Below are 21,431 nucleotides of genomic sequence, written 5' to 3'. Positions count from 1 at the left end.
GACTCGAGTCGGGTGCCAGGCCCGGCTGCCACAACCTCGGGAGGTCACCGATGCCCCGCACATCCTTCGCCCAGCTCCTCGTCACCCAGCTCCGCGACCTCGGGGTCGAGCGCATCTACGGGGTGGTCGGCGACTCCCTGAACCCCGTGGTCGACGCCGTGCGCTCCACCGAGGGCATCGACTGGGTGCACGTGCGCAACGAGGAGGCCGGAGCCTTCGCGGCCGGCGCCGAGGCCCGCCTGACCGGGAAGCTCGCCGTGTGCGCCGGCTCCTGCGGCCCGGGCAACACCCACCTGATCCAGGGCCTGTACGACGCCCACCGCGACGGGGCCCCCGTGCTCGCGATCGCCTCCCACGTCCCCTCTGCCAACATCGGCACCGGGTTCTTCCAGGAGACCCACCCGGAGATCCTGTTCCAGGAGTGCTCCCACTTCTGCGAGATGGTCAACTCCGGCCCCCACGGCGCGACCATGCTCCACATCGCCGTGCAGACCGCGATCGCCAAGAGCGGCGTCTCCGTGCTCGTGCTCCCCGGCGATGTCGCCGACCAGCAGGTGGACGGCCCGCTCACCAAGGAGCTCGCCACGGACCTCGGACGGGTCCAGCCCGCCGCGGGCCCCGTGGGACGCCTCGCCGAGCTGATCGACGAGGCGGACACCGTCACCCTGTTCACCGGGGCTGGCGTGCGCGACGCCCGCGAAGAGGTGCTCGAGCTCGCCGAGCGGGTCAAGGCACCGATCGGCCACGCCTTCGGCGGCAAGGAGTTCATGCAGTACGACAATCCGTACGACGTGGGCATGAGCGGTCTGCTCGGCTACGGCGCCTGCTACGACGCGATGCACGAGGCGGACCTCGTGATCCTGCTGGGCACCGACTTCCCCTACAGCGAGTTCCTGCCCGGCGAGGGCGGCAAGAACGCTCCGAAGATCGTGCAGATCGACGCCGACGCCTCGCGGCTGGGCCGACGGGTGGGCCTGGACCTCGCCCTCCACGGCGACGTGGCACTCACCCTGCAGGCCGTGCTCCCGCTGCTGACCAGCTCCAAGAGCCACCGCTTCCTGCACCGCATGCTCAAGGCGCATCACAAGGCCCTCACCGGCGTGGTCGCCGCGTACACCAAGAACGTGGAGCGAATGAAGCCCATCCACCCCGAGTTCGTCGCCGCCACGCTCGACGACCTCGCGGACGACGACGCCGTGTTCACCGTGGACACCGGCATGTGCAACGTGTGGGGCGCCCGCTACATCACGCCCAACGGCAGGCGCCGACTGTTCGGCTCCTGGCACCACGGCACGATGGCCAACGCCCTGCCGCAGGCCATCGGCGCCTCGAAGGCGTTCCCGGATCGCCAGGTGATCTCGATGAGCGGCGACGGCGGCCTCGGCATGCTGATGGGCGAGCTGCTCACCGTGAAGCTCCACCAGCTGAACACCAAGATCCTCGTGTTCAACAACTCCAGCCTCGGCATGGTCAAGCTCGAGATGCTCGTGGAGGGCCTGCCGGACTACGGCACCGACCATGAGGATGTCGACTTCGCGGCGATCGCGAAGGGCGTGGGCATCGGCTCCGTGCGGATCACCGAGCCCAAGAAGCTCAAGAAGCAGCTGGCCGACGCCCTCGCCACTCCGGGGCCGATGCTGATCGACGTGGTCACCGACCCCGACGCCCTGTCCATGCCCCCGAAGATCACCGCCCAGCAGATCCGTGGCTTCGCTCAGGCTTCGACGAAGATCGTGCTCGGCGGCGGCGTCGGCAAGATGGTCGACATGGCGGCGACGAACATCCGCAATATGCCGCGGTGAGTCCGGGCGGGCCTGCTCCACCGCGCACCTGGTGGACTTTCTCCGTGCATGAGGCTCCGCCACGACTCGTGGGGAGGCCCTCACTCGTCGCTCGAGGTCTCCTGCCCCGCACGTCTCCCGTGGGGCACAGCTCGCATGTGGAATGCTGAGGCGCGGGGTCCGTCGTCGTACGTGGAGGGTTGCACCATGCCGTTGATTCATCCGCACAGCCTGGAACGCTGGGAGGAATGGCGTGCGACGCGTCGTCGTCCCGCCGCACTGCGCGGTGCCGCTGCCCGCGTTCTTCGCCGCTCCGGCTCCGCGGAGGCGAGCACTCCGACCTTCACGCTGCACACGCGCGACGGGGAGGACCGGTCCCGAGTGCTTCTCGGCGTCGACTCAGCCTCGTCGGCGAGTCAGGACAGCCTGCTGTCCGTGCTGACCTACTTGCACGGCACCGTGGACGTGCTCACGCCGGCGGATGTCGATCTGCCGGTGCTGAGCGGACCGGAGTGGGCGCACCGTCCGGTGTTCGAGCCGCGCGCCGCGCTCGCGGGTCGCGGCATCACCGCGGTGCTCACCACGGGCTGGGAACGGCGGGTGGGCCGTGAGGTCCATGCCTGGGCGCAGTACGCCGACGTGCCGAACGCCGTCGTCCAGCACGAGACCGTGACCCCGTTCAGCGCGCCCTTGCCCCCACGCACGACCCTGCTGGCCTGGAACGAGCTGGACGGCGAATTCCGCCGCTCGGGCCGGCGGGAGATCGAAGTGCGCACGGTCGGATCCCAGCGTCTCTGGCAGGCCGCCCATGACGGTTCCGTCGCAGAGAGCGAGCAGGATGAGCAGCCGCTGTTCCTGGGCCAGCTCAGCGCGATCGAGCTCCCGCGACGTCTCACGGCCGGCGCCGCGCAGTCCTTCTGCCGCTCCACGGGGGCGCTCTACCAGCCGAGCCCGGAGGACACTGACAGCCTCTCCCGCGCCACACAGGCGCTGATGCATCGTCGCGGGGTCACCTTCCAGGACCCGCCGATTGCGCCGCGAGAGCTTCGCAGCCCCGTCGTCTCGGTGATGTCCGCCGACATCCTCGAGGCGGCGGTGCGCGGCCTGCCCGCTTGGGTGCACTGCCCGCGCGCCCCGGACTGGCTGCACGAGTACTGGGAGCGCTACGGCATGCGGCAGGTCGGAGGGCCTGCGACGTCGGCTCCTCCGGTGGCGGCCGACGAACCTGCTCGGCTGGTCGCGCAGATCCTCGAGGGTGACGTCTGAGCATGCTCGAGCTGGAGGGGCATCCGCAGCATTACTCCTGGGGGTCGACGACAGAGATCCCCGACCTCCTGGGCCGCCCAGCCGACGGCACCCCGTGGGCCGAGCTCTGGTTCGGTGCCCACCCGCTCGGCTCGGCGACGACGCCCGGCGGGGAGCGACTCGATGACCTGATCGCGGCCGCTCCCGCCGAGATGCTGGGGGAGGGCGTGGGGAGAGCGTTCCAGAATCGTCTGCCCTTCCTGCTGAAGGTGATCGCGGCGGAACGGCCGCTGTCGCTGCAGGTCCATCCCACGAAGGAACAGGCGGTGGAGTCCTTCGCCGCGGAGAGCGCTGCCGGAATCGCCCTGGATTCGGCCCGGCGGAACTATCGCGATCCGAACCACAAGCCCGAGCTGCTGTTCGCGCTGACCCCGTTCACGGCGCTGTGCGGCTTCCGCACTCCGCGGCGGGCGGCGGTGATCCTCGAGGGACTCGGCACGGAGCTGACCGATCGGCTGCACGATCTGCTGGTCTCGAACCCCACGGCCCACGGGATGCGCGCGGCTTTCCGCACCCTCGTCTCGACCTCGATGCGCCCGTCCCAGGCTGCGGTGCTCGAGGTGGTGGCAGCCTGTCGGGCACGATCCCGGGCGGGGTCCTCTCCCTCCCCTCGCATCGACGCGTTCGTGTCGCTGCTGGCAGAGCATCACCCCGGTGATCCTGGCGTGGTCGCCGCGCTGCTGCTGAACCCCGTCACGCTGCAGCCAGGGGAGACGCTGTTCGTGCCGGCCGGAGCTCTGCACGCCTATCTGCACGGCACGGGCCTGGAGATCATGGCGACCGGCGACAACGTGCTGCGTGCCGGGCTGACATCGAAGAAGATCCACGTGGACGAGGTGCTCCAGAGCGTGAGCGTCACCGCCACGCCTCCACTCCGGGTAGCCCCCGAACGGCAGAACGCCACTTCGGTCGCGTACTACGCACCCGTCGACGACTTCGAGCTCGCGATCACGCAGCTTGCGGACGAAGGCGGGCCCCCTCAGAAGCTGCATCCGGTGCCGGGAACCGGTCCCCGGATCGTGCTCGGGCTCGACGGCGAGACCACTCTGATGACGGAGACAGGGACCCACACGCTCACGGCCGGCCGCGCAGTGTTCGTCCCGGCCGCTGACGGGGCGCTCCGCGCTGGCGGGGTGGGCCGGTTCGCTCAAGCGAGCGTTCCCTGAGGCGGGCTCGACAGCCACTGGGTCTGCGCGCAGCATCGTGCCGCCAGCGTTGCCGTGACCAGGTCGCGACGGCCCCACGAGGTTACTTCTGGGTTACATAATCGCAGGTCAGCGCATGGTAAGCGGCAAATCGGACATTGTCATAACGTTCGTGCAACAGGTCGGTCGTTTGTGTCGGCGCCGCACACTTCCCGAACGTTGTCTGAGAACCTCACAGGGGTCACTTCTGTGACTTCGTCGCGTCGCTTGTGCCCTCTGCTCGTGTGCGCGACCCACCACCCCTCTCACACGATGGAGCGAATGTGGAACGCCTGCATATACCGCCTCTGTCCGTGACTCGGCGTCGATCGACCTTGTTCAAGGGTCTCGTCGCGTCGGTAGCCACGGCGGGTTTGACTCTTATGTCCGTACCTCCGGCCCTCGCTGCCGAGACTGATCAGTCTGAAGCACTCGGCCGAGTCATCAACACCGACGTGCTCGCTCTGGACCTGGCCAACGCCGGGACCAGTCAGTCGGGCAACCTGAGCGACCCGGGCCCCAACAGCCAGCCGCTCAATGTCGATCTCCTCAACGAGAACCTGGCTCTCGATCTCGGCTCGCTGACCCTTCCGCTGCTCGGCACCGCCGAGGAGCGAGGCCTGCTCGATCTCGGTGAGGCTGGTGCGCTCTCGAGCTACACGGAGTCGCTCGACGCCACGACCTCGACGGCCAGTGCCGGTGCGGTCGGCGACGGCGGCGGTCTGGATCTCGACGGGATCGAGAACGGCACCTACGGCAGCGCGAACGTCGATTTGACGGATCTGCTCGCTCAGGCCGGCGTCGACGGGCTCACGGACGACATCGTCGACGAGCTCTCCCTGCAGCTCGGCGCTCTCGGCTCCACCGCGACCGCCAACGGTGAAGAGGTCACCTCTGAGTACGTGGTCGCGGATGGCCAGCTGGTCATCAGCTCGCCGCTCGTGGGCGACCTCTCGACCGAGCTCAACTCGGCGCTGACCGATGTCGGCACCGTGCTGAACGGCGCGGTGGGGGCGGACGGTGCGCTGGGTCAGGTCACCGAAGCTATCGCTATTGATACCGACCTCGGCGTCGCGAGTGTCAAGGCTGGCGGCGGGACGATCGGTCTCATCGGACTCGACGCTGCTCTCGACGAAGCCAGCACCTCGCTTCTTGCTGAGCCCCTCGAGGATTCGAACGGCCTCGTGAAGATCGACCTGGTCAATGGCACGATCGCCGTGGACCTGCAGGCACTCGGCGGCCCGGACGGCCTGAACGGTCTGCCCGCCAACACGGAGCTGCTGGATTCGGAGACCATCGGGCTCATCACCGGTGCGGTCACCGAGGCTCTCGGCACCGTGACCACCAAGGTCGGCGAGATCCTCGTGGACGACGTGTTCAACAACGTCGGCCTCAGGATTGAGCTCCCCGCGGAGATTCGTGCACTGATCGCGACGGCTAACGTCGATATCGTCGTGGAGACCACGCTTGGTCAGCTTGCCGGCACCGACGACAGCGACCCGACGATCGAGATCGACGGCAACCTGCTCGGCATCCCGCTCGGCTCCCTGCTCAGCGCGCTTGAACCGGTCGTGGAGACTGCGGTGATCACTCCGCTGCAGGGCGTGATCGGTGGTGTCGTGGACACTGCGACCACCGGCCTGACCAGCACTCTCGACGGACTCATCCAGCCCGTCCTGGACACCCTGTCCCCGGTGCTCTCCGGTGTGCTGACCCAGGTTGTCTCCGTGACGATCAACGAGCAGCCCGAGCCCGGCTACCTCGGTGAGGACTCCTTCACGGTCAACGCCCTGAGCCTGGAGCTGCTGCCGAACCTGGCCGCAGTGAATGTTGACCTGGCCTCTTCCACGGTGCGCGTGAGCGACGTCGTGGCCGAAGATCCGGCGCTTTCCGTGGATCCGGGGACAGTCAACGATGGTGACACCACTGAGGTGACCGGCGAGAACTACCCGCCGAACACTGATGTCGATGTCCAGCTGGTTGATCCTGACGGCAATCCCGTCGGCGATCCGGTCACGGTGACCACTGATGAGAACGGCGGCTTCACCGCCGAGCTCCTGGTCCCTGAGGGCAGCGACGCCGGCGACTACACGGTCGAGGGGACTGCTACCACTGGCGAGACCGCCACCACGGATCTTGGTGTGACCAACGATTCCGACGACGACAACGCTGCCGAGAACGGTGACGACAACGATGGCGTGAACGGTGACGACAACGGTGGCGTGAACGGTGACGACAACGATGGCGTGAACGGTGACGACAACGATGGCGTGAACGGTGACGACAACGATGGCGTGAACGGTGACGACAACGATGGCGTGAACGGTGACGACAACGATGGCGTGAACGGTGACGACAACGATGGCGTGAACGGTGACGACAACGATGGCGTGAACGGTGACGACAACGATGGCGTGAACGGTGACGACAACGATGGCGTGAACGGTGACGACAACGATGGCGTGAACGGTGACGACAACGATGGCGTGAACGGTGACGACAACGCTGCCGACGGTGACGACAACGCTGCCGACGGTGACGACAACGCTGCCGACGGTGACGACAACGCTGCCGACGGTGACGACAACGCTGCCGACGGTGACGACAACGCTGCGGTCAACGGTGGCGACAATGCTGCGGTTAACGGTGGCGACAATGCTGCGGTTAATGGTGGCGACAACGCCGCTGAGGACGGTACGACCGACCCCACCATCACGGTGGACCCGGACACCGCCGCACCCGGTGACTCGATCACGGTTGACGGCGAGAACTTCCCGCCCAACTCCGAGGTCGAGCTGCAGCTGACCGACTCCGACGGCAACCCCGTCGGCGACCCGGTCACTGTGGTCACTGATGACGATGGCGCCTTCTCCACGGAGCTCGAGGTGCTCGAGGGCACCGAGCCCGGCGACTACACCATCGTCGCTACTGACGAGGACGGAAACTCCGCAACTGCGGATCTCACCGTTACCGGCAGTGGCTCGGGAGCCGATAACTCGGCGACCAATTCCGGCGAGTCATCCACCGGGGGCAGCGGCCTCAGCGGCGGCGGCTCGAACGGTAGTGGGTCGACCGTCAGCGGCTCGTCCGGTGGCTCCGGCAGCCTCGCCCAGACGGGCGCGGCCGGAACCGCTGCGATGGTCGGGCTGGCTGCCCTGCTCGTCGTCGCAGGTGCAGCGGGACTGCTCGTGTCCCGTCGCTCCGCACTCTGAGTGACGCGTAACCATCACTGATGGCCGTCGGGTCGACACTTCGGTGTCGGCCCGGCGGCCATCGGCTCGTCCTACCCCTCCCGGCACACTGCGCAGATCGGACCCCCTCGCATGGCCAAGCCCCGCATCCACCGCCTTCCCGCCGTCGTACTGACCATCGTCGGACTCCTCGCGGCTGGCCACATCGGCGCGACCCTCGCCTTCACCGGCCCCAACACTCCGCTGAAGGAGTCCCTGCAGCCGACGTTGAACAGCTATTTCCGCGGCCCGCTTGACCAGGGCTGGAGCCTCTTCGCGCCTGCCCCCTACTCAAAAGATGAGTACATGGTGGTGAGGGCCTGCCTCAGTGAGTACGACGTGTGTGCCGGGGGAGCCGACGCGGGCGCTGAACTCACCCCGTGGCGCAACGTCACCGAGGATGAGTTCGCGGAGATCGACTACAACATCTTCGCAGACCGCGGAGCCCGCCAGTCGAAGGTCATGCACGGGCGGTTCTGGTCCGCAGCCTCCAATCTCACCGGTGAGCAGCAGACCACAGCTGAGGGGAACCACATCGACGGTGAGCCCGTGTTCGGAGTTGATCTCTACTCCTCCGAGGCGGAGGAAACCTACAGCTCGTCCCAGCTGAGCAACTTGCGGCGCTATCAGCGACTTGAGGACTCGGCCGTGGGCCTCGGCAGCCTCTATATGTACGAAGACTACGGCGACGATGTCACCTTGGTCGAGGTGCGCATGCTCCGTGAAGCTGTTCCCCCTTTCAGCAAGCGCCATGATCCCTCTGCGGAACTATCCCAGTCGTGGCTCAACATCGGATGGCGTCCCGCCACGGAGTTCGATGAGGAGGTGTACGCGGCATGGTCGTGACCGACACGCGCAACTCCACCCCGATTCGCACCTGGGCACGTGGCAATCGTGACCTGCCCGGTCGCCTGCTGGACCGCATCGTGGGATGGTTCGTCACCGACCGGCACGCCGACCACGGGCTTGCGGTCATGCGCATCGCCTCCGGCAGTTTCCTGCTCGGCTGGCTGCTGGTGAACCTTCCGATCGCCTCCCGCATCTGGGGGCCGGGCTCCGCGTACTGGCAACCCTACCGGGGGAATCTCGGTTACAAATTCCCCTTCGACCTGCTGCAGCAGGCCGGGAGCGGGTTCTTCTGGCTCTGGTACGTCGTCACGATCGCGCTCGTCGTCGCCTTCGTGCTGGGTTGGCGCACCCGTATCGTCACGCCGCTGCTGTTCATCGCGTACACCGCGCTGAACGGGCAGAACACGCCGATCTCCGACGGCGGCAACTACTTCATCCGGATCATGCTCATCTACTTGATCCTGGTGGATGTCTCCCGGCGCTGGTCGCTGGACTCGCGTCGCCGTGCGAAGAAGAGCAGCCCCGAGACGCAGACGGGCTCCGTGCTGCACAACATCGGGCTGTGCCTCGTCGTCGCGCAGATCTGCATCGTCTACCTCGAGGCCGGCCTGTACAAGGTCCAGGGCACGCTGTGGCAGAACGGCACCGCCGTCTACTACCCCCTGCAGTCCGAGGCGTACGGGGTGTTCCCACCGCTTGCGGATTTCATGACCCACTGGACGTTCCCGGTGGTCATCGCTACCTACGTCACGGTGCTCGCGCAGATCGCGTTCCCGTTCCTGTTGTTCAACAAGATCACCCGCCGTATCGCCCTGATCGTGCTGCTCGGCATGCACGTGAGCATCGCGATCGCGATGGGCCTGCCGTTCTTCTCCGGGATCATGGCTTCGGCGGATGCAGTGCTCGTCTCCGGCGCCACGTGGATCGCGATCGTCACCTGGCTGCGCACCACGCTCACCGGGAACCGGGCCGCGCAGGCCATCGGCGTCCGTGTCACCGCTATGCGTCGCCGCAGTGGCAAGAAGTCTGCAGGCGCCGACGGTTCCGACTCGGCGGCGGACGGTGGCAGGACGGCCGAGTCCTCGACAGTCGATTCGGAGTCCGAGTTCCCGGTCGCGGACGACACGGATAACTCGACGCAGAGCGCTGACGACTCCGCGACCTCCGACAGCGACGTGACGTCTGACGGCGTGGACGCGTGGTCCGATCCCGCTGAGACGGCAGAAGGGTCGGCATCATCGGTACCTGCAGACGAGCAGAACCTCGTCGACGCGGCGGCCACCGCGCAGAAGACCCCGCGGGGACGGCGCCGAGCCGGCGGAGCCGCTTCGACGATCAGGAAGAAGTGAAATCGGCAGTGACGGCCTTCCCGCCGATCTGATCGCTCGCCACGCATCCTGACGTGGCTTCTCTCGCCGGAGGGAGTGCGCTCAGCGAGTCCTTCGAGGGGGCGCCCATCCTCGGATGGGCGCCCCAACGTTGTCCGGACCTGGAGCGGACGGCCGGTGATCAGTCCTCGGCGACCGGAAGCTCGCCCTCGGCCTGCGCCTGCTGCAGCTGCTCCCAGATCTCGTCGACGAACTCGATCACGGTGCTGCCCCCGCTCACCGGGCCACCGGCCAGGAGCCCGTCGGCCCCCAGGAGCACGGCGCTGGGGGCGCCCCGCCCGCCGAGCGCTTCACGGGCGCTGAACTGGACATCATGCAGGGCATGCTCGCCCACGCGCCCCGTGGTGCGCTCGCGCAGCTGATCCACCGGACGGGACAGCACGGCCTTCACCTGCAGGAAGGGGGAGAGGTCCTCGATCCACCGCGGCATCTGGTCGAGCACCCGTTCGCACGGCCCGCAGCCCTCGCTCACGAACACCAGCAGCGCCGCACGGTGGGAGGCGAGCTGGCGCAGAGTCATCAGGGAACCGTCAGAGCGCTGCAGGACGCCCGCCGGGATCCTGTCCCGCTCGTAGTCCAGCAGCTCGTCCTCCTCCGGGAGCCCGTCGACGTCGTCCGAGTCCGTGAACCGGGCGGAGGCCGCCGCGCCGCCCGCGGACTGCGCGCTGTCCGCGGACTGCGCATCGCTCACAGGCTGCGCGCCGGCGGCAGAGAGCGCGTCGCGCGGGGATCGTGAACCGTCAGCGGCGTGCGCCGTCTCGTCGTCCTCCGGCGTCGTGCCACCGATCGCGAGCGCCGTGACCAGCACCGCGAGGATCAGCACGGTGCCCAGCCCCATCAGGGCCAGGGGCTGACGCACGAGGATGTGCGTCATCAGCCCGGAGCCCGCGGCGATCACCCCCAGGACGCCCAGCACCGAGAGCACGATGTTGCGCACCAAGGTGGTCCGCGAGACGGTCGGCGAGGCGAGCGTGCCGAAGCACGAGCACTCCACGGTCTCCTCCCAGCTCAGCGCCCGCGCGATGATCACCAGATAGGTGAGCATGAGCAACGCGATCACCACCGACGCCATCACCTGCAGCGGCACGAACGGGATCCACACCGCCAGCGCCAGCACGATCTCCACCACCGGAAGCACCGAGGCCACCGAGCGATGGAAGGAGCGCAGCGGGATCCGCAGCGAGGTCATCGCGTCCTCGGTGCCCTGACGCGCCTCGAGCTTCGCCAGCCCGGAGAACAGCAATGTCAGGGACAGCAGGATCGGTGCCGCGATCAGCAGGGTCGTCATCGAATTCCTCCCTCGGCGGTCCGCGCCTCGGCCCGTCGTACGTGTCCATTGTCCGGGATTCGGAGGCATCGTGGAGCCGAGCCCACCGTGTGCGCAATGTGAGCCCTACGCTGAACCCATGGCGACTGACGTGAACTCCTCGACCACCTCCGCCGACCAGCCGGAGACCGCCTCCGATAACGCCCTGCGCGCCCGGATCACCGATGACGTGACCGCGCTGCGCGACTCGTTCGAGGCAGGCACCACCCGCAGTGTCGATGCGCGTCTCGCGCAGCTGAAGGCCCTGCAGCAGGGGCTGCGCGCCGAGCGCGGCCGGCTCACCAAGGCGCTCGCGCAGGATCTGGGCAAGTCCCGGCTCGAGAGCGCGATCACCGAGCTCGGAGTGGTCAGCGAGGAGATCAGCCAGATCTCGAAGAACCTCAAGCGCTGGCTGAAGCCCGAGCGGTTCTCCCTGGGGGCGATGCTCGCCCCGGCGTCGGCCGAACTGCGGCGCGAGCCGCTGGGCACCACGCTGATCATCGCCCCGTGGAACTATCCGGTGAACCTCACGCTGTCCCCGCTGATCGCGGCGATCGCCGGGGGCAACACCGTGCTGCTGAAGCCGAGCGAGGTGGCTCCGGCGACGTCCAGCGCGATCGCCTACCTGGTGGCCGCGCATCTGGATCCCGACTGGGTGCGCGTGGTCGAGGGTGCCGTCGAGGAGACGACGATCCTGCTCGAGCAGCGTTTCGATCTCATCTTCTACACCGGCAACGGTCACGTGGGCCGGATCGTGGCCCGCGCCGCCGCGGAGCACCTCACGCCGACGGTGCTCGAGCTGGGCGGGAAGTCCCCGGTGTTCGTCGACGACGGCGTGGACCTCGCCGTGGCCGCGCGCCGCATCGTCTGGGGCAAGTTCACGAACGCCGGGCAGACCTGCGTCGCCCCCGACTACCTCATGGCCACACCGCGCACCATCGAGCACCTCGTGCCGCATCTGCGCCGGGCATCGCGCGCGATGTACGGGAACCGGCCCGAGCGCGCCCGCGACTACGGCCGCATGGTCAATCGCAAGCACTTCGACCGGGTGCGGGCGCTCATCGACAACGACAAGGCGGTGCTCGGCGGCACCGCCACCGCCGACCGCAGGAACCGTTACCTGCCGCCCACGATCATGACCGACGTGGACTGGGACGACCCGGTGATGGGCGAGGAGATCTTCGGGCCCGTGCTGCCGATCCTCGCCGTCTCCGGACCCGACGAAGCGATCGCCCGCATCCGTGAGCGGGACAAGCCGCTGACCGCCTACGTGTTCACCGCGAAGAAGAAGATCGAGGAGCGCTTCGCGACGGAGACCTCGTCGGGCTCCCTCGCGATCGGGATGACTCTCGCGCACATCGGCACCCCGGCCCTGCCGTTCGGCGGCGTGGGGGAGTCCGGTATGGGCCAGTACCACGGCCGAGCCGGGCTGGAGGCGTTCACCCACGCCAAGCCCGTCGCCCGCAAGCCGCTCACGCCGGACACGCTGAAGCTCGTGTACCCGCCGTACCGCGGGGCGAAGAACGCCCTGCTGGGCCGGCTGTTCCGCTGAACGGTGCCGGTCATGCACCGTCCGGCTCTCCGCACGGAGCGGGGTCCGACGAGCGGCGAACCCGGGGTCGCCGTTCGGCTGGACTCGCTCCGCCCTGCGTCCATGATCAGCCGCGAAGCGGCATCCAGGGTGGCTCAGCACAGGAACACGGTCTAGCGTCGTGCCGTGACCCACCGCGGGCCGATATACGGAGGAGCCCCTATGACGACGCCACCCCCTGGGCCCCCGTGGCCCTCCACCGACGAGCAGCAGCCGGGCCTCACCGCCCCGAAGGATCCGCACCGCCCCGGTGACCCGACAGTCCTCAACGGCGCCACCGTCCACGGAGTCGTCGGCCGACGCGGAGTCAGGCACCCCTGGGAGCTGTGGCTGCTCGGCGTCGGAGTGGCGCTCGCGGTCATCGGCTATCTCGCCTGGATCACCCTCATCGGCACGACCATCTACCTCTGGTTCGCCGAAGGCCAGGCCACGGTGGACACGCTGTGGCAGTACGTGGGGGTCCTGCCGTTCTTCGTGCAGCTCGCCGTCCTGCTGCCGCTCGCCCCGATCGTCTACTGGTGGATCCGCGCCACGATGTATGCCCAGCTGCGCACCGGCGCGGTGCGGATGAGCCCCACCCAGTTCCCCGAGGGCTACCGGATGGTGGTCGAGGCCGCCCAGCAGTACGGCATGCGGCGCGTGCCGGACGCCTACGTGCAGCTGGGCAACGGCGTCATCAACGCCTTCGCCGCCGGCCACGGCTTCCGGCGCTTCGTCGCGATCAACTCCGACCTGTTCGAGATCGGTGGGAAGGCCCGCGACCCCGAGGCGCTGCGCTTCGTGATCGGCCACGAGGTGGGGCACCTCGCCGCCGGCCACGTCTCCTACTTCCGTCTCGTGTTCTCCACCGTGATCAACATGATCCCGATCCTGGGCCCGGCGCTGTCCCGCACCCAGGAGTACACGGCGGACAACTTCGGCTACTCCTTCGCCCCCGAGGGCTCGCCCGGCGTGGTCGCCGCGCTCTCCGGCGGCAAGTACCTCAACGCCGAGGTCAACGTGCATGAGCTGGCCGATCGTGCCGCGACCGATCCGAGCTTCTTCGTGCACTGGGTGAACCTGATGTCCTCCCACCCGGTCACCACCTGGCGCGCGCACGCCCTGCGCGACCGCACCAAGCCGGGCTCCTTGTGGACCCGCCCGTCGGGCACCGTGTTCCAGTCCCCGCTGCCCCCGGGCCACGTGTGGTCCTCGCACTTCCCGACGCCGGGCGACGCGCTCGGCATGCTCGAGGCGGCGGACCTCTCCCGTCCGGCGGGCTCGGCCGGCCAGTTCGGTCGTTTCCCAGGCGCGGACTACAGCGATCGCCCGGCCACGCGGGCGCTCCAGCTGGCCGCCCCCGAGCTCTCCTCCCGCACCGGGTACAGCTTCCCGCCGGGGCCGTACCGGGATGATGCCCGCGGTCCGCTGGTGGCCGAGTCGATGAATCCCTTCGGGCCGACGGGTCAGTCCGGGCCGGGACACACGGGCCAGCAGCCTCCGGCGCAGCCGCCGCAGAGCTGATCGTCGGCGACGGGTGACGCCCGGTGGCGGGCCCGCCATCGGCCTCACCTGCCGCTGAGCGGCTCCGCGGACGGGCTGACCGAACCTGGTGCCGTGGCCGTGGCCGTGGCCGTGGCCGTGGCCGTGGCCGTGGCCGCGCCGACCGTGCCGACCGTGCCGACCGCACGGTCGCTCAGAGAGCACCCCTCGCCCTGATCACGCGGCGACCAGTCGGCGCCTCGGTGGGCACGCGAACAGATCGCCGCGTGCGCTGTCCTTCTGCTCACCACACCCTCCTCAAAAATGCAGTGGATGCATAAGGTGGCGTCGTGATCCCCAACCCCAGCGCACCGACTGCTGCGGTGCGTCGTAAGCCGCTGCTCGCCGTCCTCCTCGCACCCCTGTTCATGGCCCTCATCGCCGTGAGCGTCATCAACGTCGCCCTCACGGCGATCGGCGAGAGCCTCGAGGCGGATTCCGGCGGGCTGCAGTGGGTGATCTCCGGGTACGCGCTGGCCTTCGGCATGCTGCTGGTCCCGGCCGGCCGCACAGGCGATGCCACCGGCCGCCGCCGCATGCTCGTCATCGGCATCAGCGTGTTCACGATCGGCTCGCTGCTCAGCGGCCTCGCCCCGTCGGTCGAGATGCTCAACGTCGCCCGCATCCTGCAGGGCATCGGCTCCGGCCTGCTCAACCCGCAGACCGTCGCCCTGATCCAGCAGCACTTCCGCGGCCAGGACCGCGCCCGCGCCTTCGCACTGCTGGCCACCACGGTCGCGGTGGCCACCGCCCTCGGCCCCGTCATCGGCGGCGCCCTGATCCAGCTGCTCGGCCCTGATCAGGGCTGGCGATGGATGTTCCTCATGAACGTCCCGATCGGCGTGGCCGCCATCATCGGCGCCTTCAAGTTCATCCCCGACGACAAGGCCCGCGGCAAGGCCAGACCGGACCTCGACCCGATCGGCGCCATCCTGCTCTGCCTGGCGATCCTCGGGATCATGCTGCCCTTCCTCGAGCGCGGGAACAGCGCTCTGGTGTGGCTGGCGTTCCCCGGCGGCCTGATCGTGCTGGGTCTGTGGTGGGTGTGGGAGCAGCGATACCGCAGGTCGGGGCGCCCCCCGATGGTGGACACCGCGATCTTCGCGAACAAGGCCTTCCGCAACGGCATCCTCATCGTCTCGGTGTACTTCCTCGGCGTCACCAGCGTGTGGATCATCGTGCCGCTCTACCTGCAGATGCACCTCGGGCACACCGCGTTCGAGGCCTCTCTGATGGGCCTGCCATCCTCGGTCGCAGCAGCGATCTCCTCGCAGGTCGCGGGCCGTTACGTGCTCACCCTCGGCCGACGCATGGTGATCACCGGCTTCGGTGTGGCCTTCTGCGGGCTGGGCGGGACCGCCGTGCTGGTCGGCTTCGTGGAGAGCGGGTCCATCCCGTTCTGGTGGATGGCGGCGCCTCTCATGCTGATGGGGCTGAGCCAGGGCATGACGGTCTCCCCGAACCAGACCCTCACCCTGAACTCCGTGGACCCCCGCTTCGGCGGTGTCGCCGGCGGCATCCTGCAGCTGGGCCAGCGCACCGGCGCCGCCGTGGGCACCGCCATGATCCCCGGCATCATCTTCTCCCTCACCGAGGGCGGCACCGAATGGCTCGAGGCCTTCGTCATCGCCCTGGTGATCATCATGGCGCTCACCCTGGCCGCGATGGCAGTGAGCTTCGCCGACCGCGCCCGCGAGAAGGCGACCCCCGGGGCGCTGTGACATGCTGATCGCCCACAGGGGCGGGCGACGGCGACCGAGCGAGGATGCGAATGGTCAGGGCTGGACGGCGCGGTGAGAGGGCGAAAGCGCTCTCGCTGGGGTGGGGCGAGGACACCGATCCGCGGACCGCGCCCCTTCTGCCCGGTGAGCCAGGGGCGTACGGGACGCACGGCGTGACCCGTGACGTCGCGAGCGGGGACAGTGCGGACCCGAGCGGTGCCGCTTCCGGCCCCCCCCCCACGCTGACCCCCGCCAGCGCCTGTCTCCGCGCACTCGGCGCGTCCTCGCCATCGGCCTCGCCCTGGCCCTGGTGGGCGCTCTCACCGTGGGCCTTCCTCGGCTGATCTCGACCACGGGCGACCCCGAACAGGTGGCGACCGACTTCCTGCAAGCCATCGTGGACGGAGACATGGAGCAGGTGCGCGCGCACGTGGAGGACGCTCCCGATGCCAGCGACGCGGCGCTGACCGCAGAGATCCTCGAATCCGCGACCGGCCGCCTGGAATACTTCACGGTCGATGACGTCGACGTCTCCGCCGGAACAGCGACGGTCACCGTCACGCTGGGCAACGGCGACCGGACCAGCACCGCCCGACTGGACCTCACCTCGCGCTCCGACAGCGCCTTCGCGCCTGTCCGCTGGGATCTGGCGCCCGTGCACCTGCCGGAGTTCCTCATCGATGTGCCGGTGGGTGTGCAGGAGGTCCTGATCAACGGGGAGCCCGTGTCGGTGACGGACCTCGTCTCCATGGAGAACTCCTACTCGCCGCAGGTCGCGCTGCAGCTCCTGCCGGGCACCTACGAGATCACCGTGGCGGATCCCGGTCCCTGGCAGGAGGCGCCCCGGGTCGCACTCGAGGCGCCGCCGGTGCTGGGCACCTGGCGGAAACCGATCCACGATCTGCAGCTCGATCTCGACGAGGCCGGTCGCCAGCAGGTCCAGGGGCTGATGGGGGCAGAGCTCGAGGAGTGTCTGCGCAGCACCTCGTCCCTCGTCGAGGACTGCCCGTTCGCTGTGTCCGAGCCCGGTGACGGTGAGCCTCCACCTCCCGAGAGCCCGGAGGGCCCGGGAGACCCTGAGGACGAGGAGACGCTGAGAGCTCCGGACGGTCCAGGGACCTGGACACTGCGCGATCCCCCCGAGATCGACGTGCACCCGATGGAGAGCTTCCTCTGGAGCGTGAGTGCGACCGCGGTCGCGGAGTTCACCGCGACGGACGCTGAGGGAGTGGGCGAGGAGTCTGCGGAGCGGGTGCGCATCGATGCCGAGAGCATCGCGTACATCGGTCCGGACGGGCAGATCCGCCTGGAGTCGATGTCCTCCAGCGGCTTCGGCTACACCTACTGCACCGATTCGGAGACCGGGATCGTCAACGGCATCGCGGTCTCGACGATGGCAGGGAAGTGGAACGAGGACACGGATCCCTGCGCGGCGGGGAGCTAGCATTTCGCAGGGGCGAGCGTCGTCCACTGAGGGATACTGGGTACGAGAGCTGCTCCGCCGTAGTGTTCGATCATTGGCGGCCCCGAGGCGCCGCCGCGACCGGGGTGGACCTCTTCCCGACTCCGAGGGTGCTCAGACCCTCACGTTTTCGAAAGCTGGACGATGGCCTCACGCCCTGCCTGCCCTGACCGCGCCAGACGCGGCGGTCGACTCCGTACGGCCGCCGGAGTCCTCGGCGAAGTGCTCCTCACCCTCGGTGCCGTTCTGCTGCTGTTCCTGGTCTGGCAGCTGTGGTGGACTGACGTGGTCGCAGACCGCGACCAGTCCGGCATCCTCGCCGGACTCGAGGACGAATGGGGAGAGGTTGATGCCGAGCGGATCGCTCCGCGTCAAGATGGTCCGCCGCCTGTTCCCGACGTGCTCGGAGAGGACAAGGTGTGGGGCACGATGCACGTGCCCAAGTTCGACCGTGACCGGTTTCCTCTGGCCGAGGGCGTGAGCCTCGAGCGCGTCCTGAACGTCAAGGGCGCCGGCCACTATCCGGAGACCGCCCTGCCGGGCCAGGTGGGCAACTTTTCTGTGGCCGGCCACCGCAACACCTATGGACGCGTCTTCGAAGGCATCGCGCGCCTTGAGCCGGGCGACCCCGTCGTCATCGAAACCGCTGACGCTTTCTATGTCTACGAGGTCACCGAGTCCCTCATCGTTGACCCCAGCGCGGCCGAAGTCATAGCGCCCACCCCTGGCCAGCCAGACATCGAACCGACCGAACAGATGATGACGCTGACCGCCTGCCACCCGATGTACTCAGCGCGCGAGCGATACATCGTCCACGCAGAATTCGCCTATTGGACCATTCGTGACGATGGCATCCCTGAAGCTCTCGCCACCGACGGTTCCCAGCAGGGTGACCCCGATGCCAGTGCAGCTGCATACAGCCCCTCGCTCCTCGCGGCCGCGTCCGGTGACGATGCCGAGACCGCGGGCGCTTCCCCAGAGCTCGGTGCAGCCTCCACCGCGGAGCCGACATGGAACACCGCGCTCAGTTCGTCTCTCGCGCCGAAATCCGTATCCCGAGAGGAGCGCATCTGATGTACGCCTGGATGTTCCGACACCTCCCCGGCACCCTATGGGTGCGTATCGCCATCACCGTGCTTCTCCTCGCGGTGATCATCGTCGCGCTGTTCGGTGTGGTCTTCCCTGCCATCGCGCCCTACATGCCCTTCAACGACGGCCTCGTCGAGACGCACGGAGACGCACCGGCTGGGCCATAGACGCGCCTCAGGACATGGCTGCCCGTCCCGCGAGCTCCGTCGGCACGGCGATGGTCATGCAAGTCCATCGTGCTGGCTGTCGTCTCCATCGTGCTGGCTGTCGTCATCGGAAGGCGACACGAAATACCCGGCATCCGTGCAGGCGGGGCCAAGTCGATCCAGGGGCTCCTGAAGGCCATCCGAATACAGATCGCCGTGGAGGGCATCGGTGAACGGCTGCTGAATATCTGTCAGGGCCTCGCGAACAGCATCGTCGTCGACCACGTCAATCTCCTCCTCGAGGAGATCTCTGGTGGCCTGCACCTCGTCGATGCGGTCCTCGGGGACTGTCATGGCGCTGCGTCCGACCAGCTTGAACATGTTCGACGTCAGGACGTTGGCGTTATGAAAGATCGTCAGCGTCGAGGGTGTATCGAAAACATCTGCGCAGACGAGCGCGGCGGGCTTCGTGCTGGCCTCGCCGTCCCCACCGACCCATGCTGCGGCCTCCGAAGACGGTGCGCAGGCGGAGGCCAGCCCGGCCCACGCGTCCTCGAAGGCGTCCAGATCCGCGTCGCTCCCTCGCGCAGGCTGCTCGCGCATCCAGGTCGCCAGCGGGTCGGCAGCCTCTCTGATCGGCGCAGGCGCCTCCGAGAACTCTCTCTCAACGTCTTCGCCGGTCAACGCATAGAAATCAGGATCGCTGGGGCCAGCTGACGGCGCGGTCGCCGCCCGGTCGAGAACATCCCTGGACAGCCGTGCACCATAGTTTGGGTCGCCCCAGAACGACCTGCAGGACGAAACGGTCGCGGGGTCCTCACTTGGCGAGCTCGTGGAATCGTCCGTGGCGCCACTCGAGGAGGTGGACGGAACGTCGCCGGCCGGGGCCTGAGGCGTGCACCCTGCAACGCACACGGCTCCAAGAAGAAGGACGGCGACGACCGTGTTCTGCGCGCGCCGGTGCCAGCGCGGCTCAGAGACGTTCCCCGAACGATTCCGCGGGTGCCGATCAGGGGATCGGAGCGCTCTGGGGCTGCCCGCCGTGCGACGTGCGACAGGGGATCGACGCGGTGTGGGAGGGGTGTCCGCCGTCGTCGGCTCAGATGGCTGGTCTTTACGCACGCTCCATCATGGCATGCACCCACGGGCCGGTGGCGAAGGTCCGCCGTCAGCCGGCGGCGCCCGGGCCCTCCGAGGACCGGACGTCCGGTCCCTCGGAGCTCTTCGGAGCCTCCGCAGCAGCGACCGGCGCGTTCGCGGCGTCGGCCGGATTGCGGCGGATGAACAGCGCGATCACCACGGTCGCAACGCCGAGCACTGCCGAGAGCGTGAACGCCACCGAGGTGCCGCTCGCGATGCCCTCGAGGTGGGTGCCGCCGTCCGCGACGGTTCCGGAGGCGACGCGCGACATGATCGAGACCATCAGCGCGGCGCCGGCGGCGCCCGCCACCTGCTGCACGGTGCCGACGATCGCCGAGCCGTGCGGGTACAGACGCTTGGGCAGCGAGCCCAGGGCAGTGGTCATCAGCGGCGTGAACACGAAGGCGAGGCCCAGGGACATCACCACGTGGCCCACCACGATCAGCCACGCCTGCTCGGGCACGCGAGACATGATCCCGATGCCGATCACCACGGCGATCAGGCCCGGGACCAGCAGCGGCCGCGGCCCGACCCTGTCGAACAGGCGGCCCACCAGCGGGGCGAGCAGGCCCATCGCCAGGCCACCCGGCAGCATCATCAGACCCACCTGGAGGGTGGACAGCTCCGCCACGCGCTGCAGGAAGATCGGCAGCAGCACGACCACGCCGAACATGGCGCCCATCATCACCACCATCAGCCCCACCGCGACGCTGAAGTTGCGGGTGGCGAAGGTGCGCAGATCCAGCAGTGCGCGCTCGACCTTCTGCAGCAGCACCTGGCGCCACACGAACAGCGCGAGCGAGACGACCCCGATGACGAGGCAGACGATCGCCGCGGTCGGCGCCCCGCCGGAGACGGCGTCGGACGCGGCGTCGGCCGCTGCGGACTGGTCCTGACCACCGGAGATGCCGGTGAGCCCGTACACCAGGGTGCCGAAGCCGACGCCGGACAGCGCCACGGACAGCAGGTCCACGGGTTGGGCGGTGGCCTCGTCGACGTTCTCGATGCGGCGCAGCCCGAACAGCAGGGCGATCACGGCGATCGGCAGCACCAGCAGGAACAGGGCGCGCCACGGCGCGAACGACAGGATCAGCCCGGAGATCGTGGGGCCGAGCGCCGGGGCCACGGAGATGACGATCGAGATGTTGCCCATGACCATGCCGTGCTTCGAGGGCGGCACCAGGTTCATTACCGTGGTCATCAGCAGCGGCATCATGATCGCGGTGCCCGAGGCCTGCACGATGCGACCGGCCAGCAGCGGCAGGAACGACGGGGAGACGGCGCAGATCAGGGTTCCCACGGTGAACGTGGTCATCGCGATGGTGAACACCTGACGGGTCGAGAAGCGCCCCATCAGATATCCGGTGGTGGGGATGACCACGGCCATGGTGAGCATGAAGCCGGTGGTCAGCCACTGCGCGGTGGTCTCCGCGAGGTCGAGGTCGTCCATGATCGGCGGCAGCGCCACCGACAGGATCGTCTCGTTGAGGATCACGACGAACGCGCTGACCAGCAGCAGGATGATCACGCTGCGGCTGCGCGGGTCGATGGTGTCTGCTGCGCGGGAGGGCTCTGAGGGGGTCATGGCGAAGTGCTCTGGGTGCTCTGGCTGTTCTGGGGGTTCGTGGTGCGTGATGTGCTCGGGAGGCCCGGGCTGCGTGACGTGCTCTGGGGTGCGGGGGTCGATAGGCACCGGAGCAGACTAGGTGGGCCGGGCG

15 protein-coding genes are annotated in these 21,431 nt (G+C 68.5%); 12 read left to right on the top strand and 3 right to left on the bottom strand.

Features of this window, described 5'->3' with window-relative positions; translation table 11 throughout:
- Positions 1-50 precede the first annotated feature (50 nt).
- From CIK81_RS07680 to CIK81_RS07655, 6 genes are all read left to right on the top strand, one after another.
- Entirely contained in the window at positions 51-1,802 is a 1,752-nt protein-coding gene (locus CIK81_RS07680; RefSeq protein ID WP_096163607.1) for a pyruvate dehydrogenase, read from the top strand.
- A 186-nt stretch (positions 1,803-1,988) separates the two neighbouring features.
- Positions 1,989-3,047 (top strand): hypothetical protein, encoded by a 1,059-nt coding sequence (locus CIK81_RS07675; RefSeq protein WP_096163606.1) that lies wholly within the window; start codon positions 1,989-1,991, stop codon positions 3,045-3,047.
- Positions 3,048-3,049: 2 nt separating this feature from the next.
- On the top strand, positions 3,050-4,252 hold the full coding sequence (gene manA / locus CIK81_RS07670; RefSeq protein WP_096163605.1) for a mannose-6-phosphate isomerase, class I: 1,203 nt from the start codon (positions 3,050-3,052) through the stop codon (positions 4,250-4,252).
- 401 nt (positions 4,253-4,653) lie between these two features.
- A complete protein-coding gene (locus CIK81_RS07665; RefSeq protein WP_114355584.1) occupies positions 4,654-7,482 on the top strand; it encodes a choice-of-anchor G family protein in 2,829 nt (942 codons plus the stop codon).
- A 111-nt stretch (positions 7,483-7,593) separates the two neighbouring features.
- On the top strand, positions 7,594-8,346 hold the full coding sequence (locus CIK81_RS07660; RefSeq protein WP_096163603.1) for a DUF5819 family protein: 753 nt from the start codon (positions 7,594-7,596) through the stop codon (positions 8,344-8,346).
- Positions 8,337-9,698: an HTTM domain-containing protein gene (locus CIK81_RS07655; protein WP_096163602.1), complete on the top strand. Its 1,362-nt coding sequence runs from the start codon at positions 8,337-8,339 to the stop codon at positions 9,696-9,698. The genes CIK81_RS07660 and CIK81_RS07655 overlap by 10 nt, the downstream gene beginning before the upstream one ends.
- A gap of 160 nt (positions 9,699-9,858) precedes the next feature.
- Here CIK81_RS07655 and CIK81_RS07650 read toward each other — a convergent pair whose 3' ends face one another.
- Positions 9,859-11,025 (bottom strand): MauE/DoxX family redox-associated membrane protein, encoded by a 1,167-nt coding sequence (locus CIK81_RS07650; RefSeq protein ID WP_096163601.1) that lies wholly within the window; start codon positions 11,023-11,025, stop codon positions 9,859-9,861.
- A gap of 118 nt (positions 11,026-11,143) precedes the next feature.
- On the opposite strand from CIK81_RS07650, the gene CIK81_RS07645 reads away from it, so the two are divergent.
- The 6 genes from CIK81_RS07645 (at position 11,144) to CIK81_RS07620 (ending at position 18,594) form a co-directional block, all read left to right on the top strand.
- Complete coding sequence (locus CIK81_RS07645; protein WP_114307194.1) at positions 11,144-12,595, top strand: aldehyde dehydrogenase family protein; 1,452 nt, start codon at positions 11,144-11,146, stop codon at positions 12,593-12,595.
- A gap of 201 nt (positions 12,596-12,796) precedes the next feature.
- Positions 12,797-14,137 carry a M48 family metallopeptidase gene (locus tag CIK81_RS07640; RefSeq protein ID WP_096163599.1) on the top strand — a complete coding sequence of 447 codons (1,341 nt, stop codon included), beginning with the start codon at positions 12,797-12,799 and terminating at the stop codon, positions 14,135-14,137.
- A 308-nt stretch (positions 14,138-14,445) separates the two neighbouring features.
- Positions 14,446-15,876: an MFS transporter gene (locus tag CIK81_RS07635; RefSeq protein ID WP_096163598.1), complete on the top strand. Its 1,431-nt coding sequence runs from the start codon at positions 14,446-14,448 to the stop codon at positions 15,874-15,876.
- Between the two features lie 310 nt (positions 15,877-16,186).
- Positions 16,187-17,320, top strand: coding sequence for a hypothetical protein (locus CIK81_RS07630; protein ID WP_141393682.1), 1,134 nt, complete (start codon positions 16,187-16,189; stop codon positions 17,318-17,320).
- Between the two features lie 162 nt (positions 17,321-17,482).
- Complete coding sequence (locus CIK81_RS07625; protein WP_255411058.1) at positions 17,483-18,412, top strand: class E sortase; 930 nt, start codon at positions 17,483-17,485, stop codon at positions 18,410-18,412.
- The gene (locus CIK81_RS07620) at positions 18,412-18,594 is read left to right on the top strand and encodes a hypothetical protein (RefSeq protein ID WP_096163596.1); all 183 of its coding nucleotides are present in this window, start codon (positions 18,412-18,414) and stop codon (positions 18,592-18,594) included. Before CIK81_RS07625 ends, CIK81_RS07620 begins: the two co-directional genes overlap by 1 nt.
- A 54-nt stretch (positions 18,595-18,648) precedes the next feature.
- Here CIK81_RS07620 and CIK81_RS07615 read toward each other — a convergent pair whose 3' ends face one another.
- Positions 18,649-19,257: a hypothetical protein gene (locus CIK81_RS07615; protein WP_096163595.1), complete on the bottom strand. Its 609-nt coding sequence runs from the start codon at positions 19,255-19,257 to the stop codon at positions 18,649-18,651.
- Positions 19,258-19,741: 484 nt separating this feature from the next.
- A complete protein-coding gene (locus tag CIK81_RS07610) occupies positions 19,742-21,298 on the bottom strand; it encodes an MDR family MFS transporter (RefSeq protein WP_114355583.1) in 1,557 nt (518 codons plus the stop codon).
- Between the last annotated feature and the right edge of the window lie 133 nt (positions 21,299-21,431).

Origin of the sequence: Brachybacterium sp. JB7 (genome assembly GCF_003335205.1) — a bacterium.
GTDB lineage: Bacteria > Actinomycetota > Actinomycetes > Actinomycetales > Dermabacteraceae > Brachybacterium > Brachybacterium alimentarium.
The sequence above is the reverse complement of the archived record's forward strand: the minus strand, read 5'-3'. Positions and strand labels throughout refer to the sequence as shown.